Source organism: Paenibacillus sp. FSL R5-0912 (assembly GCF_000758605.1).
Lineage (GTDB): Bacteria > Bacillota > Bacilli > Paenibacillales > Paenibacillaceae > Paenibacillus_AQ.
The window spans coordinates 4,235,510-4,250,855 of sequence record NZ_CP009282.1; the positions used below are offsets into that span (position 1 = coordinate 4,235,510).

Annotated in this window: 14 protein-coding genes; 3 read left to right on the forward strand and 11 right to left on the reverse strand. The window is 51.5% G+C overall.

Annotated features, from left to right (window positions below; all coding sequences use genetic code 11):
• Positions 1 to 3 precede the first annotated feature (3 nt).
• The 8 genes from R50912_RS17765 to R50912_RS17795 form a co-directional block, all read right to left on the reverse strand.
• A complete protein-coding gene (locus R50912_RS17765; protein ID WP_052416469.1) occupies positions 4 to 1,923 on the reverse strand; it encodes an ATP-binding protein in 1,920 nt (639 codons plus the stop codon).
• 206 nt (positions 1,924 to 2,129) lie between these two features.
• Positions 2,130 to 3,446 (reverse strand): hemolysin family protein, encoded by a 1,317-nt coding sequence (locus tag R50912_RS17770; protein WP_042236768.1) that lies wholly within the window; start codon positions 3,444 to 3,446, stop codon positions 2,130 to 2,132.
• Between the two features lie 313 nt (positions 3,447 to 3,759).
• Positions 3,760 to 4,173, reverse strand: a complete 414-nt coding sequence (gene gerQ, locus R50912_RS17775) for a spore coat protein GerQ (protein WP_231637903.1) — start codon at positions 4,171 to 4,173, stop codon at positions 3,760 to 3,762.
• 268 nt (positions 4,174 to 4,441) lie between these two features.
• Positions 4,442 to 4,864, reverse strand: coding sequence for a cell wall hydrolase (locus R50912_RS17780; RefSeq protein ID WP_042137747.1), 423 nt, complete (start codon positions 4,862 to 4,864; stop codon positions 4,442 to 4,444).
• Between the two features lie 292 nt (positions 4,865 to 5,156).
• Positions 5,157 to 5,549: a DUF2500 domain-containing protein gene (locus tag R50912_RS17785; protein ID WP_042137749.1), complete on the reverse strand. Its 393-nt coding sequence runs from the start codon at positions 5,547 to 5,549 to the stop codon at positions 5,157 to 5,159.
• Positions 5,550 to 5,775: 226 nt separating this feature from the next.
• The gene (locus R50912_RS35610) at positions 5,776 to 5,952 is read right to left on the reverse strand and encodes a hypothetical protein (RefSeq protein ID WP_197072938.1); all 177 of its coding nucleotides are present in this window, start codon (positions 5,950 to 5,952) and stop codon (positions 5,776 to 5,778) included.
• Between the two features lie 214 nt (positions 5,953 to 6,166).
• Entirely contained in the window at positions 6,167 to 7,459 is a 1,293-nt protein-coding gene (locus R50912_RS17790) for a WD40/YVTN/BNR-like repeat-containing protein (RefSeq protein WP_042236770.1), read from the reverse strand.
• Between the two features lie 34 nt (positions 7,460 to 7,493).
• Positions 7,494 to 8,879 carry a branched-chain amino acid transporter BcaP gene (locus R50912_RS17795; RefSeq protein WP_042236772.1) on the reverse strand — a complete coding sequence of 462 codons (1,386 nt, stop codon included), beginning with the start codon at positions 8,877 to 8,879 and terminating at the stop codon, positions 7,494 to 7,496.
• A gap of 267 nt (positions 8,880 to 9,146) precedes the next feature.
• On the opposite strand from R50912_RS17795, the gene R50912_RS17800 reads away from it, so the two are divergent.
• The gene (locus R50912_RS17800) at positions 9,147 to 10,070 is read left to right on the forward strand and encodes an L-lactate dehydrogenase (protein WP_042236775.1); all 924 of its coding nucleotides are present in this window, start codon (positions 9,147 to 9,149) and stop codon (positions 10,068 to 10,070) included.
• 368 nt (positions 10,071 to 10,438) lie between these two features.
• Here the strand turns inward: R50912_RS17800 and R50912_RS17805 are convergent, their stop codons facing one another.
• A complete protein-coding gene (locus R50912_RS17805) occupies positions 10,439 to 11,371 on the reverse strand; it encodes a tyrosine-type recombinase/integrase (protein ID WP_042236777.1) in 933 nt (310 codons plus the stop codon).
• Positions 11,368 to 12,282: a LysR family transcriptional regulator gene (locus tag R50912_RS17810; protein WP_042236779.1), complete on the reverse strand. Its 915-nt coding sequence runs from the start codon at positions 12,280 to 12,282 to the stop codon at positions 11,368 to 11,370. Before R50912_RS17810 ends, R50912_RS17805 begins: the two co-directional genes overlap by 4 nt.
• 117 nt (positions 12,283 to 12,399) lie before the next feature.
• On the opposite strand from R50912_RS17810, the gene R50912_RS17815 reads away from it, so the two are divergent.
• Together R50912_RS17815 and R50912_RS17820 are read left to right on the forward strand one after the other, a co-directional pair.
• Complete coding sequence (locus tag R50912_RS17815) at positions 12,400 to 13,716, forward strand: APC family permease (RefSeq protein ID WP_042236781.1); 1,317 nt, start codon at positions 12,400 to 12,402, stop codon at positions 13,714 to 13,716.
• Between the two features lie 190 nt (positions 13,717 to 13,906).
• Positions 13,907 to 14,857, forward strand: a complete 951-nt coding sequence (locus tag R50912_RS17820) for an alpha/beta hydrolase (RefSeq protein WP_042236784.1) — start codon at positions 13,907 to 13,909, stop codon at positions 14,855 to 14,857.
• A 130-nt stretch (positions 14,858 to 14,987) separates the two neighbouring features.
• On the opposite strand, the gene R50912_RS17825 is transcribed toward R50912_RS17820, so the two are convergent.
• Entirely contained in the window at positions 14,988 to 15,344 is a 357-nt protein-coding gene (locus tag R50912_RS17825; protein WP_052416472.1) for a hypothetical protein, read from the reverse strand.
• Positions 15,345 to 15,346 lie beyond the last annotated feature (2 nt).

Consider the following 15,346-nt stretch of genomic DNA (forward strand, 5'->3'; position numbering starts at 1 on the left):
ACATTATACGGCTTTGGTAGTCGCAGGCACTCCGCTGTCTTCATTTTCTTGGTTGTAAATCAGCTCCGGCGATAAATCCAGCGACTGTAGCACAATTCTGAAAAAGAACTGGGTCCCGCCGCCCGGCGCCGGTTCCGCCCATATTTCTCCCTGCATAAGCTCCACCAGCTTCTTGCAAATGGCCAATCCCAGACCGGTACCCGGATATTTACGCGTGTGGGAAGCATCCACCTGGGAAAAGGATTGGAACAGCAGCTGCAGCTTATCCGGCGGAATGCCAATGCCCGTATCATGCACTTTGAATTGCAGCGTCTCAGACGCTCCCTCCAGGCCGCAGGACTCAACAGTAACTGTAACCGCTCCCGAAGGAGTGAATTTCACCGCATTGCCGATTAAGTTAACCAGGATCTGACGGATCCTTGCAATGTCTCCTACGAACTTGCCGGGAAGCCCCTCTTCTACAGACAGCACAAACGACAGTTGCTTGTCTCTGGTGATCACTTCGAACAGATCCATACACTCCTGCAGCAGCACATTCAGCTGAAACGGCTCCTGGTTCAACACGAGACCCTCTGCTTCCAGGCGGGAAATATCGAGAACATCACTCATTACATGGAGCAACGCCTGGCTGCTGGTACTCTGCAGCTTCAGCAGCTCCAGATGCTCGGGCTTGCTGATCTCTTCGGCCAGCAGCTGATTGATGCCGATAATTCCGTTCAATGGCGTACGGATTTCATGGCTCATTGTCGCCATAAATTCGCTTTTCATCCTGGCTGCACTCTCTGCCGCGTCCCGGGCTTGAATCAGTTCATGCTGGTACTGCATCAGGGCAGTGACATCCTCGGCAACGATATAGACCAGCTGTTGCTTATTGTGAAGCAATGGAAACACCGTTACGCTGCAGATCATCTGCTGGCCGTCCCTGGTGATTACCTTCAGCTCCAGCTTGGAGGACTTCCCTTGGGAGGCATTGCGCACAGCTTCCTTGACTGCGGCTTCATCCCTGGCACTGTACAGGATGTTCTTGAATTCCCCCAGTTCTTCTCTTCCGTATCCCGTGGTATACCGCAGGGAAGGATTAGCACTGATGATCTTCTTAAGGGCCGGATCAATACATAGCACCATATCCGGGCTATGCTCGAACAAGGCCATATAACGCTGCTCATTAAACGCTGCAAAGCGGAGTACATGCTGCCGGTCCCTATAGAGCAGGCCAAGCACAATCATCACAATGAATAAGAAGGAACCGCCCAGAATGATGCCCAGCAGTGATTCATCCAAGAGCGGAGCGCGACCTGTATACAAGAATGAGTCTACTATTGTGAAGGATGCACCGGCCATTGCAGAATAATGTATTCCTGTGAACACTCCGGTCAGGGTTAACACGAGCAGCAGTTTTTTGACACTAAGCATATTGTAGGCATTCTCCAGCCATTTCGGGTCGTAGGATGCAGTAATGACAGGGACAACCAGGGCGAATAGGATAGACAAAATAATGGAAGAGAACCCTTGTTCATACGTTGCCGATAGCTTCATCGCCAGAATGCCGCTGAAATGCATGATCAGGATTCCGCTGCTGAACAGCATACCGCCAAGACCCAGATAGACACGGCTGCGGGTATGGGGGTTGCCGAGCATTACGAACAGCATATAAGAAGCAGCCACAGGAATGATCAGCGAGAACACAAGCAGCAACAGATCATACGATACCGGAACTCCCAAATCCATCGCCCGCATTCCGATAAAATGCATACTCCACATCCCTGTGCCCAGCACTACAGAGATAAGCAGAATATAGAGATTCCCCTTGCGGCCACGGAGCAGCCGTTCCGCCAGATCAAGGGCTGTGAAGCACGATAGAAATGCTATAGCAACAGATAAGAGGACAAGCAGATCATTGTAATGATTCGGATGATGCTCCATAGCCTCTCTCTCCCTTCATGAACATTAAGATATTGCATTTCACCTATTTACACTAACCTTACCCTGGGTGAATCCAGTCGAATCGTAGATTGTGCCTAATGGGACAGACAGTTTTTGCCTAAGCAAAGCGCCACCAGAACAGGAGCCCCTGTATGCAAAAAAGCACAGCGCTCTGTAATAGCGCCATGCTCTTGTCTATTCGTAACCTATGCTCCGGCTTCCTCCGTCAAAAACTGCACCTTCAGCAGCTTAATCCGGGAAATCCGCTTATTATCGGTCTCTTCAACCACGAATAAATGGTTGTCGAACTCCACCGTCTGGCCTTTTTGCGGAGGATTGACCTCCAGCTTGGAATACAGCCAGCCGCCTATCGTATCGTAATCATCCGTCTCCATATGGATTCCGAGCGTATCATTGATCTCCTCGATCAGCATCAAGCCGTCGATTGAGAACTCATCCTCCCCCAGCTTCTCGATGCCGGGACGTTCCTCGTCGAACTCATCCTGAATCTCTCCTACAATCTCTTCCATAATATCCTCCAGAGTAACCATCCCCGAGGTACCGCCATACTCATCAATCAGGATAGCGATTTGGGTCTTGGCACGCTGCATGACCTTGAGGAGGCTGCTAATCTGAATCGATTCCGGGACAGTCAATATCGGACGGATCAATTCGTTATACTTGGGCGCATTATCTCGGATCATATCCTTGATATGAATGAAGCCGAGAATATGGTCCTTGTCTCCGTCGCAGACCGGATAACGGGTTCTCATTCCGTCAAAGGCAATTTCAAGATTCTCGTCCGTCTCCAGATGTGTGTTGAGACAGATCATTTCCGTGCGCGGAATCATGATTTCCCTGGCCATCGTGTCGGCAAATTCGAAGATATTGTCCACCAGCGTCATTTCCGTATTGTCGATCAATCCGCTTTTGTTGCTCTCCTGCATCAGAATGCGTATTTCTTCCTCTGTATGTGCTGTAGCCAGCTCCGATGCCGGCGCCAGACGGAAGATACGCAGCAGCCCGCGTGCCAGGCCGTTAACCACCCAGATGAAGGGATACATGATCCGGTAAAAAACATTCATCGGACCCGCGGCAAGCAGAAGGACAGCCTCCGCTTTATTTACCGCAATGGTCTTCGGGGCAAGCTCGCCCAGTACAATATGCAGAACGGTGATAAACATAAAGGCAATGATAAGCGAAACCACAAAAACAGTTGTTTCTCCGAAGCCAAGGTTCGTAATAATAGGCCCCACAATCGTAGCAATTGCCGGTTCTCCGAGCCAGCCCAGCGCAAGCGAGGCAAGCGTGATGCCAAGCTGACAGGCCGATAGATAACCATCCAGATTATGAACGATTTTTCGTGCGGCAGGGGCTCTCTTGCTGCCTTCTTCAATCAGTGAATCGATGCGCCCGCTGCGCACCTTCACCATCGCATACTCAACCGAAACAAAAAAACCGTTAAGCAGCACAATCAAAATAATAAGACCTACATTTAATATACCGGGTAAAGGGTCGCTCAATTTATACTCCTATCCGCCGTTTCCTGTGCAGGCGGATAGGCCCACCTCCTTCGTTTGTTCAAAATGTCAGACTGGATCATGCCGACTGTTCCTTTCCGTATCAATTTCCCAATGCCTTCATCTCCTGTACATAAATCACGGATTATAAATAATACTTTTATTATATAAATATATTAGGTGAAACAGCAAGCATGCGTGTCCCCTCGAAAAATACAGCATATGTGCGCACGGTAGCAAAAGAAACGGCTGACCGCCTTTAAACAAAGGTGGACAGCCGTTTTTGCGTTATTCTATGGATAAATGGCCAGAAAGCTTATCGGCAGCTCCGTACAACCGCCGGATTTCCGATAACTCCGGGATATTGATAGACAAGCGGCTCTTCAAAGGTGGCATAATCGAAGTTGACCATGAGCAGCACAACCCGCTGTCCGGTCGCCCGGTCGCTGATAATAAGATGGTCGCGGCCGGCAGCTTCAAGCACACCCGTGTAGACCTTGGCGTTCCAGTCTTTGTTATTCTCATAGGTAAAGTAGAAGGTGCCGACCTTGCCAAGGTTGAGTCGGAAGATGTTCTCTACATAAGACTGTTCGAACACCGGTGCAGTTGTTGAGACCACGGTTCCGGCTGGCGTCATGGGGCTGCCGCTGGTGACCTGTGGCGGCATGCTGCTCATAGTACCCATCGTGCCCATGGTGCCCATGTTTCCAATGCTTCCCTTGTTGCTCATGGCACCCATAGTATTCATCGGGCCCATGCCGTTCATGTTGTTCATGTTGTTCATGTTGTTCATATTGCTCATGCCACCTGCTGGGTTGCTGCCCATCGTATAAGTAACGGGACGGTAGGGTTGAACGATCATTTACGAATAACCTCCTAGAATTTAGATTAGCCTTCACTTAAGTAATGTGACCATTGGCTTCTTTCAGATCCAGCCCGGGAGCCCAGGCTACTGCATGCAGCCGCTGTAAGCCCAGTCCTCTCCTGGCTGGCGGTACCTAGAATAATGACGGGCAATCCACCTGGGTCGGCGTGAAGAAGCAGTGTGCCTTGTAGCGGCCGGTGTTCTGCTGATTGTACCAGTTGGCCGGACAGGCCCCGACAGGCCGGAAGAACCACAGCGCATTGGATGCAGGCCAGGTTCTTTCCCCTGCGATAGCGCGTTTTGCCAAACGGATATCGGCCTCCCGTGCTCGCTGATAGAAGTACCCCTTCTGCGGGGCTTCAAAGCCTCCCGGACTCTGGTACACCATATCATTCACACTGCGGATGTTGTTGAAGTCCAGACAGTTACCGAGAATCCGGTTGACCCCGACATTGCCGACCATCAGCATGCCTGACTCCCCATCCTCTTCGGCCTCCGCCCGCATCAGCCGCGCAAGCACCCTTACATCCTCCGAGTTCGTTTTGATGACGGCCACGCGTTCTCCTCCTTGTAATCACTTCATTGACAGTTATGGAACAAAGCTGTAACGCCAAGCATCCGCTGTTCTTTACTGCTCGCTGTATTGTATGTGCATTCGCCTAAGAGGTGACAGTCCCCGCCCAATTTCCTGAGGGTCTACAGCAATACGTTGGTATACCGTGAATCCCTGCTTTGAGCCTGAGGCCAGACACAACCCAAATACCCCCTTGCACCGATTACGATAACAAGAGGGTACTGCGTAATGCTTTTCAAATAATCTTCACTCTATCAATAAACAAGCCTGTTCACTACTCTGCAGTGGAGTAATGCGGGCGCCGCTGAAAGCCATGATACCTTGTACCCTGATATGTCAGCACCCCCCTGTCCCCTTCAGCACTCATGCCATATTCATGGCCGTCTACCTTGAACTCTCTGCGGACGCCATCCTCCGCTTCATACGTCAGGTAATAGGTTGTGCTGGTACGGCTGCTCTCATCCTGTGCCTGCTGCTGGCGGACTTCACTGCGCTTGCTTACAATGCGGGCGGGTATGGACTGCAGGGGGGCATTATTGTTCCGGCTCCACTGAAGCAGTCCTCTGCCTGCAGACACAGCGATAATCCCCACGACTACAGCGAGGAATATCGGCAATACCGTTCCTGTAAAATCAAACATCCAGGATGGATCCGGTCCCGTTCCCATGGTCTCTTCCCCCTTATTCCCATCTGGTTAGATTCCCTGCGCTTGCAGGTCTTCTGTACATGTATATGCCTCTTCCCTTCAAGACAGCATAACAAATGTGTAATAACCCCGGCTGCTCCGGAAGAATCTTCACTTGCGATGATGACAGCACGCCAAAAAGACCACCTAAATCCCCCTATATCCGGGGACCTAAATGGTCTTCATTATACCAAGTGAGGCGATCACATTATGCATGTACGAGGTCTAGCAATTGTCTGGTTTCGCTTGTTTCTTCCGGCAGCATACCGCTATCTGCCCAGCAAGCTCTGCATTGTTCTTCCGTTTCACACAGGTGAGCATCGGCACAGTTGTAGCACAATTGCAGCAGGTTTCTTGTCATATAATCCGTTTCAAATGTTTTCATAATAATCTCTCCTCTTCGGGATGAAAGTTTGTGAAAAAATGAACTTGTTCTCTATGTGTTAAATATATCACAGGAGTGAAAGTTTGTCATGTGATTTTTTTCACATTTTTAAAGAAAATTTTAAATAAGTTTTTTCCTTATATTAAGAGGGCTTTGCGGCCGTATTCACAAAAGAAAAGGCTGCCCGCTAATGCGGACAACCTCTTAATTACCTTTACATGACCCGCCAGCTCACTCCGCCATTCGTAGTCTGCAGCAGGATAGATCTGCGGTCCTCTTCTTTCTGGATCAGCAGCCAGCCTACATCCTCAGAGATGAATTGCAGCTTCACTACTTCCGGATATTCCAGCAGCTTGGACTGCAGTACACTGCTGGCCGGAAGTACCGTCCAGGTCTGTCCCTGATTCATCGTCTTGTACAACAGGTTCCCCTCTAAAGACCAGCCCGCCTGCGAGCTGAGGAATTCAGGTGCCACATGCCGGTTAATTCCCGTCATCGCCGGCCGGCTGAGGCTGATGAACTTCCAGTTCTCTCCCCCGTTTGCAGTGAAATAGCCGTTGTAGGTCATGCTGGCCTCTTTCTCTTTTTGACACCCTACAGACAGCCATCCGCTTGTATGATCCGTACCAAAGAATTCAGGTTCACCGGCAATGACCCGGTCACAGCCTCCAAAGCTCTCGTTAACCAGAAATTCAGAGCCTGCCGCCCAGGTTGCGCCTCCGTCTTTGGTGACATATATCTTAGGCAGTGCCCCGGTCTGCAGTGTTACGAATCCTCGGCTTCCGTCCTTAAATATCATTCCGGTCGTAACGCCCGGCAGCGGAATTGTATTGTTAGGGAGATTCGGATTATACTGTTCGTTCTGCATGACCAGGGCCCAGGTAGCACCGCCGTCCTGCGTAGCATACAAGGCTTTGCTCTCTTTGGTGGAGCTGGCATCCCAGGAAGTCATCAGCCAGCCATGGGTCGGTGAACTGAAGTAGAACGAAGACAAGGTATTGGTGTCAGGAAAAGCAGAAACTTTCCAGGTGTGTCCCCCATCTGTCGTGCGCAGCACCACGGTCTCGGTCGTGCCGAAAGAGCTTCGTATAATCCAGCCGTTGCTTGGATCGGTGAAGAAAATCTCTTTGCCATATACCGGGTTGCTCAGAAACTGTACAGTCGTAGCCGGCGAGATATTGGCCCAGGTTTTGCCGTTATCAAGGGTCATATACATGCGCAGCTCATTTTTGGTGACGCCCCAGGCTATTCCCGCTGACGGGTTAAGCAGCCTGAAGTCTGTCAGCCGGGTCTGAATCTGATATTTCGGGGCATTCTCATTATCGACGTTCTTGGCATCCGGTGTGATGACCGTAATCATCTGCCCTTCTTCCGGCGCTTCCGTCGGCTGCGGGGGCTGGGAAGGCTCGGGAGCGGGAGCAGAAGAACAAGCCGAGAGAATAAGTAAGGTCAGGAGAAGCAGCAGCCCCCTTCTCAGAACCTTGTAACCTGAAGCTGTGGATGACAATGCTCTCTCTCCTCTTCCCGTTAATCCGTTATTTCTATTTCTTCGTATTTAAATTACTGCGTTTGTATCCGTACAGACCGTAGATTAGCAGTCCTACCGCAAGCCAAATCAGGAAGCCCATCCAAGTTTCTCTTCCCAGATTATACATTAGATACCCGCAGGCCGCTGCACTAAGGAGCGGAATAAAGGGAACCCAGGGAACCTTAAAGCCTCTTCTGAGATCCGTTTTCGTACGGCGGAGCACAATAACACCCAGCGAAACCACAAGGAAGGCGAATAAGGTCCCGATACTGGTCAGATTGGCCAGCCGGTCAAGCGGGACGAAGCCGGTAAGAACAGCAATCAGTCCGCCGACCATCCATGTGCTGCGCACCGGTGTATGTGTTCTGGGGCTGACCTTGGACAAGCTCTGCGGCAGCAATCCGTCACGGGAAATAGCAAACAGCAGACGGGTCTGTCCGAACAGCATTACCAGCAGCACGGTAGTCATCCCGGCAATCGCACCTACAGAGATCAGACCGGCAATCATATTCTGGTCAACGAACCGCAGGGCGAACGATACCGGATCACTTACATTGAGGTTCTGATATGGCACGATCCCTGTAAGTACTAAGGATACAGCGATATAGAGCACGGTACAGATCGCAAGCGACGAGATAATACCGATCGGAAGATCGCGCTGTGGACGCTTCACTTCTTCCGCAGCAGTCGAAATGGCATCAAATCCGATATAGGCAAAAAATACGGTTGCCGCACCATTCACTACACCATGGAAACCAAACGGCAGGAATGGCGTCCAGTTCTCCGGCTTCACATAGAACATACCGGTGACAATAAACAGCAGCACCACTGATATTTTGATCACAACCATCACTGCATTGAAACGGGCGGTCTCCTTGACCCCACGTGTCAGCAGGTAAGAAATAAGCAGGATAATAATAACTGCGGGTAAATTAATAATGGTTCCTGTATCTGCATTATACGCCCCTGACAAAGCGGTGGGCAAATGAATGCCGAAGCCTTCCAGCAGTCCCTGGAAATAACCGGACCACCCACTGCTTACCGCTGCTGCGGCTACGCCGTATTCGAGCACCAGATCCCATCCGAGAATCCAGGCCAGCAGTTCACCGAAGGCGACATAGCTGTATGCATAAGCGCTGCCGGATACGGGCAGTGTAGAAGCAAATTCGGAGTAACACAGTGCCGACAACACACAGGCAAAGCCGGCGATAATGAAGGATAGCACAAGTCCGGGGCCTGCATGCTCCGCAGCAGCCACTCCCGTCATTACAAAAATTCCGGTGCCGATAATGGCCCCTACACCGAGCATGGTCAGATCCATTGCACCCAGTGTCTTGCTAAGTTTCTCCGCTCCGGTATTCTCTGGAATAGCCAGCGGTTTTTTGCGGAATAAATCCATTCTGAAATTCGCTCCTGTCAAATGGTTGAGTGGATAATAAGAAATACATTGTTAGCATGCCCGTTTTGGGGTAATGGATTAAAAGTGGACAGCTTGAAAACACTATTCCTAGAGATTATGATGGATAAGATTGGACCGTAAGTGGAAGCGGCTTTGCCTTCCTTCTATAGGATGGTACCGTTTCAGCAAGAAATATAAGGAGGAATGATGGTGTTTAACACATAAACCCTTATATTTCAAAATTCGAAAGCTGGAGGAGATCTAACAATGGCCCCATTTAAGCCCAATCGTGTCGTAGTGATCGGCACCGGTGCAGTCGGAACAACGACAGCCTATACGCTGCTGCTGCGTAAGCGCATGCCCGAACTAGTACTCATCGATGTGAACCATCAGAAGGCGCTTGGTGAAGCGCTGGATATGAACCATGGCATGCCATTTGTCGGCGGTGTGAAGCTGTGGGCCGGCACCTATGAGGACTGCAAGGAAGCGGACATCATCATCGTCACTGCCGGAGCCTCCCAGAAGCCTGGTGAAACCCGGATCGACCTGCTGCGCAAGAACATCTCGATCTTCAAAGATATTATCCAAAAAATCACGAAATACAATCATCACGCTATCCTGCTGATTGCCACAAATCCGGTCGATATTCTGTCCTATGCCACCTTGAAGATCAGCGGCTTCGACCGCAGACGGGTTATCGGTTCCGGTACTGTACTGGACAGTGCCCGCTTCCGATACCTGATTGGGCTTCATAAGGAAATCGATCCGCGCAGTATCCATGGACAGATCATCGGTGAACATGGCGATTCCGAGCTGCCGGTCTGGAGTCTCGCCAATGTCGCGGGAATTGATCTGGGCTTCGATGAAGCGGAACGTAATGAGATCTTCGATGACACCAAGAATGCCGCCTACGAGATTATAGATGCCAAAGGATCTACCTCCTATGCCATCGCACTGGCTCTGGACCGGATTGTCGCTTCCATCCTGAATAATGAAGGCTCCGTCCTGAATGTATCTACACTGCTGAACAATTACAACGGCGTGTCAGATGTGTTCCTCGGTGCTCCGTGTGTCGTAGACCGTTCCGGTGTGCGTGAAGTGCTTGACCTTCCGCTCAGCAACGAGGAGCAGCTTCTCTTCCAGCAGTCCGCAGATAAGCTCAAAGGTGAGATCGCCAAGCTGGAGCTTTAATATCAGCGCATGGACAAGCCAGCCGCCAATCCGTTTGGGATTGGCGGCTATTTTACTTATAGGAAGAGATTCAAGATACAGACTCTGCTTCTTCTCCAGCCGCCTTACCATCAGACGTGCGAAGACGCGTTAACCAATTAAAGTCAAAATCGCCGTCCAGCTTATCAACTTATTTTATCCATGGTTTAATCGTTGTGTCTGCGACTTCGAGGCTTGTCCCTCTGCGCCTTCTACTCTGAATAATAACCCCTTCTCATGGTAGCAATTCACGGCGGTGTTGTCATTATAAAAATGCACATTCCGTGTGATTTATGCGTTATGTTTTGAACAATAGTTCATAGTGTGTATTGACGCTGTTAGCCCCAGGTTCACAAATCACCGCTGCCTGTCTTATACGGCATACCGATCTGCAGTCTGGACATAGCTTCTTCCTTCTCACGGTTCGTAATATGTGTGTATACAGTGGTCGTCTGGATCGAGGAATGGCCCAGCAGCTCCTGCACCGTGCGCAGATCCGCTCCCTTGCGCAGCAGCATGGTGGCAAAGGAGTGCCGCAGCTTATGGCTGGAGTACGGCCGGCGCTGGGACGAAGGCACTTCACTCTGGAAGCGGCTGAATGTATCCGCAGCAATCCCTTGGATGCCGCGGATGGAGAGCCGGCGGCCTTTTTGCGAGATGAACATCGCCTCCTCCTTGCTGTGCCAAGGATTAAGCCGGTCCGTCAGCGCCTGGTCAAGATACGGGGCAATATCCTCAGGAACCGGGACGTTGCGCCATTTGCGTCCTTTGCCGAAGACACGCAGTGAACGTCTCTCTACATTATAATCACTCTGATTCAGCGTGTGTACTTCCCCTACCCGCAGCCCCATATACGACATCAGCAAAAAAACAGCCAGATTGCGGCTTCTGTATTTGCCGTCTACCGCTGACAGAAACCGCTGCAGGTCTTGTTCATCCAGATAGACAGGCTCACGGTTTTTTTCGGTTTTGGACTTCTTGATTCCGGAAGCCGGGTTGATATTCAGCAGCTCCAGCTCCGTCAGCGCCTTGAAGAGGCAGCTTATTGACGCATGCTTGCGGTTTCGTGTCGCATCACTTACCCCGCGTTCCCGCACCGAAGTCAGATAGGAGACAACCTGCAGTTTTTTTACAGTACCCAGCTCCCGTCCGTTCAGACTGCCCAGAAATTCCCGTACATCAGCAAGATAGGATTTCTGCGTATATGCTGTGTAGCCGGCGTCCTTCATCCAGATCAGGAAGGCATCCAGCTCTTCTTCATATTCAAGCTCCGGCTCATTCATGCCCTGTGCTCCTCCTCTTCCCTCCACCTTACAGCATGCTTCTGCACCGTTCCAAGAAACTCACTTAACGCTGGGGATTTCCACTTTTTGCTGTGATATGCAATTTGGGTCGCTACCCGCTGTGATTCATCATTCCAGTTCAGCCTGCCCAGCTTGCCTTCCGCCAATTCCCTGCGGACCGTAATCATCGGCAGGAATGAGATACCGAGTCCTGCCATTACGCATTGCTTGATCGCTTCAATGCTCCAGAACTCCAGATTCGGATCGGGGAATACTCCATAACTGTTCAGATGCCGCTCAAATAAGGTGCGGTAGGTGCAGCCTGTTTCCGTATGCAGAATCGTAACATTTTTAAGATGCAAAGGATGTACTTCTTCCAATTCCAGCAGCGGGTGATCGAGCGGAGCGACCAGCGTCATGACTTCATGGATCAGCGTGTCACAGTACATCTCCTTATATTCCGTCTCCGGTTGGAGAAGAAAGGCTAGATCAAGCTCTCCTGAGCGGACGAACTCCGTCAGTTCCCAGCAGGCTCCCGGCTTCAGCGTAATCTGCACCTGCGGGTGCCGGCTGCGGAATTCCTTGATAATGCCCGGGAGGCGGAAGGCCGCCAAAGATTCAGGTGCACCAATCCGCAGCGAACCGGATATTTCCGTCTCCGACCGCAGGGCGTTCTCGGCCATCGTGTGCATCTTGGAGATTTCCTGGGCATACGGCAAGAGACGGCGGCCGGCATCGGTGAGAATGATCTTTTTGCTGATCCGGTCAAACAGGGGCTGCTCCAGTTCTGCCTCCAGCGCCTGTATCTGTGCGGTAATGCTGGACTGGGCGTAATCAAGCTTCTGGGCCGCGCGGGTAAAGCTGCCGGTCTCAACTACAACGAGAAAGGTGAACAGATGCTTAGACTCCATAGTACCTCCTTCAACCTATCGGTTATTCGAATCGATTCCATTCGATAATTCCGTTTTTCCAATGGATCTATTATCTGATACTCTATATTTAAATACAAGGAAAGCGGGACTATTTATATGAAGGAAAATAAATCATTACAACGGAATATCGGGATGCCACAGGCTATTGCCCTGTACATAGGAGCCGTCCTCGGCTCAGGTGTGTTAATCGTACCCGGACTGGCAGCGGAGATGGCTGGACCGGCTTCTCTGCTGGCTTGGGGATTCATGACCCTGCTGATTCTCCCGCTTGCGCTGTCCATGGGTCTGCTCTCGGCCAAATTCCCTAATGCCGGCGGAGTATCCCACTTTGTCACCCTGGCCTTCGGCCCTAAGGCAGGTGCACTGGTTGGCTGGTTCTTCCTCATGTCCGTGCCGATTGGCGGTCCTGTCGCTGCACTGACCGGAGCGGGGTATATGACAGCCGCCATGGGCTGGGGCGATCCGGCCAGAATTGCCATCGCTGCAGGAATGCTGGCCATTGGCCTGATTGTCAACTGGATCGGGATGAAAGTGGCCGGGAAAGTACAAATCGCCGTGGTTATCGCGATTGTTGCCGTGCTGGTCTTCTCTTTTGCTGCGGCTCTGCCAAGAATGGAGAGCGTCCACTTCACACCGTTTGTTCCGCATGGCTGGATGAGTGTCGGGCAGGCGGCAGCGATTCTCTTCTGGTGCTTCATCGGCTGGGAGGCCGTTTCGCATCTGTCTGAAGAATTCAAGGACCCGCAGCGCGCTGCCGTCAAGGGTGTGACCATTGCTGCGGTCATTGTCGGAGTCCTCTATTTCCTCTCGGCACTTGCTACAGTCGGTACGCAGAGCTATCTGCGGGGAGGAGCCGACTCATCTCTGGTCTGGATCATCAGCCAGCCGCTTGGAGCCTGGGGCGGATTCATTGCCGGACTCACCGGATTATTCATCTGTACGGCGACGATTATTGCCTATTCAAGCGCTGCATCGCGTGTAGCTTATGCCTTGTCACGGCAGGGATATGCCCCGAAATGGATGGGCCGCTTATCGGACCGTTATCAGACACCCGTCGGAGCGATCGGCTTCCTGACCCTCTGCTTCGCAGCAGTGTTATCGCTCTACGGTAGCGGCCTGCTCTCGATTACGACACTGATTAAATTCCCCAATGCCACCTTCATCCTCACCTATATTGGCGGTTGTGCTGCAGGAATCCGCCTCTTGCGGGGCAGCCGGGCAGGCGTGATGATCAGCTGGATTTCTTTTGCCGCAACGGTAGCCGTGTTTCCGTTCACAGGCTGGGCGATCGTGTATCCGCTGCTGATCACACTGTTGTTTGTTCTGGTGGATTATTTAAGACAGGCACGTAAACGTGAAGGGAATAATCCTGTAGCTACGGATGCAGAAGAGATTTCCCGGCACGCATTATAAGAACGCTTAAAAGAAACAGGCCGCACTCCTCCTTAATTGGACGATGCAGCCTGTTTTTTCTATATGAGCGGCGGAGTTTCCAGCCCCTGACGAGGGTCTTCCGTTCGCTTTACGTTTCAGAAAAGTGTCAGATGGTTATGGATGAAGGAGAGCCTGACTTAAACCAGATCTAAGAAGGAGACTATAAACCATGCCTGAAGACAACAAAATTGTTCTTGAGCCCGCAGCCCAGAAATTCGCTGATGACAACTCCGAGCCTCCCTTTCTGCCCGACCTTGGGCCTGGGAAAGGCCGCGAAACTGTAAATACAGTCCAATCCAGTGAAATATTCAAGCCCGAAGCCGATATTCAGGATCTGACGGTATCCGGCGGCCCTGGTGGTGAGGTGAAGGTACGCATTGTCCGTCCTATCGGCTCTGCTTCTAACTCTCTTCCGGTCATACTCTATATTCATGGAGCCGGCTGGGTATTCGGCAACAGCCATACGCATGACCGCTTAATCCGCGAGCTGGCCGTTGGTGCCGAAGCTGCCGTCGTTTTCCCGGAGTACAGCCTCTCTCCCGAAGCCAAATATCCTACAGCCATTGAAGAAATCTACGCTGTACTGGAATGGATCGCCCAAGAAGGCTCCACATACGGATTAGATGCGTCCAAGCTTAGTGTTGCCGGAGACAGTGTAGGCGGCAATATGACTGCGGCCATCACACTGATGGCCAAGGAACGCAGCGGCCCGGCAATCTCCAAGCAGCTGCTGTTCTATCCGGTAACCGATGCTGCCTTCGATACAGAATCGTATCACCTGTTCGCCGAAGGATATTTCCTGCAGCGCACCGGCATGAAATGGTTCTGGGATCAATATACCACTGATCCGGAGGAGCGGGCACAGATTACCGCTTCCCCGCTGCGGGCCAGCCTGGAGCAGCTTAGCGGTCTGCCGGAAGCCTTAATCATCACTGGCGAAGCAGATGTGCTGCGGGATGAGGGCGAAGCCTACGCTGCCAAACTCCGCGAAGCTGGAGTACCAGTTACGGCAGTCCGGTTCCAGGGCATCATCCACGACTTCGTGATGCTTAACGCCCTGGCAGAGACCCATGCCAACAAAGGGGCCCTGCTGCTGGCAACGGCCTGGCTCAAGCAATAAAGATTACGTTAAAATACGAAATCACATAATAATGAAAACAGCGGCAGCCATGGATGATATACATCCAGAACTGCCGCTGTTTTATTGAATTAGACTGGTTCCCAGTGGTCAAATGATGGAGATAAATGCGCTACTTCCGCTGGGAATAGAACTCTGCCGCTTTGACCAGCATGTCCTTCAGTGAGCTGAAGGAGGTAGTTTTCGTGACATGCTCGTTCAGCTGATCCTGCGGCAGCGCCTTCAGCTCCTCTGCTGATCCGGCAGAGAACCCTCCACTCTGCAACAGCTCGGTCAGTGACTCGAACGGAGTGAACTGTTGCAGAAAAGAACCCGACAGCAGTTGATCCAGCGGCAGCTTCTCCAGGAGCTGATCGACAGGCAGCTGGTCTAGCGGAAGCTTTTGCAGCAGCTCACCGACTCCGCCCTCTTTGAATGTCTCAACTAATCCTTGTATTTTATCGCCAAAGCCTCCGAAATTGAATCCCATAA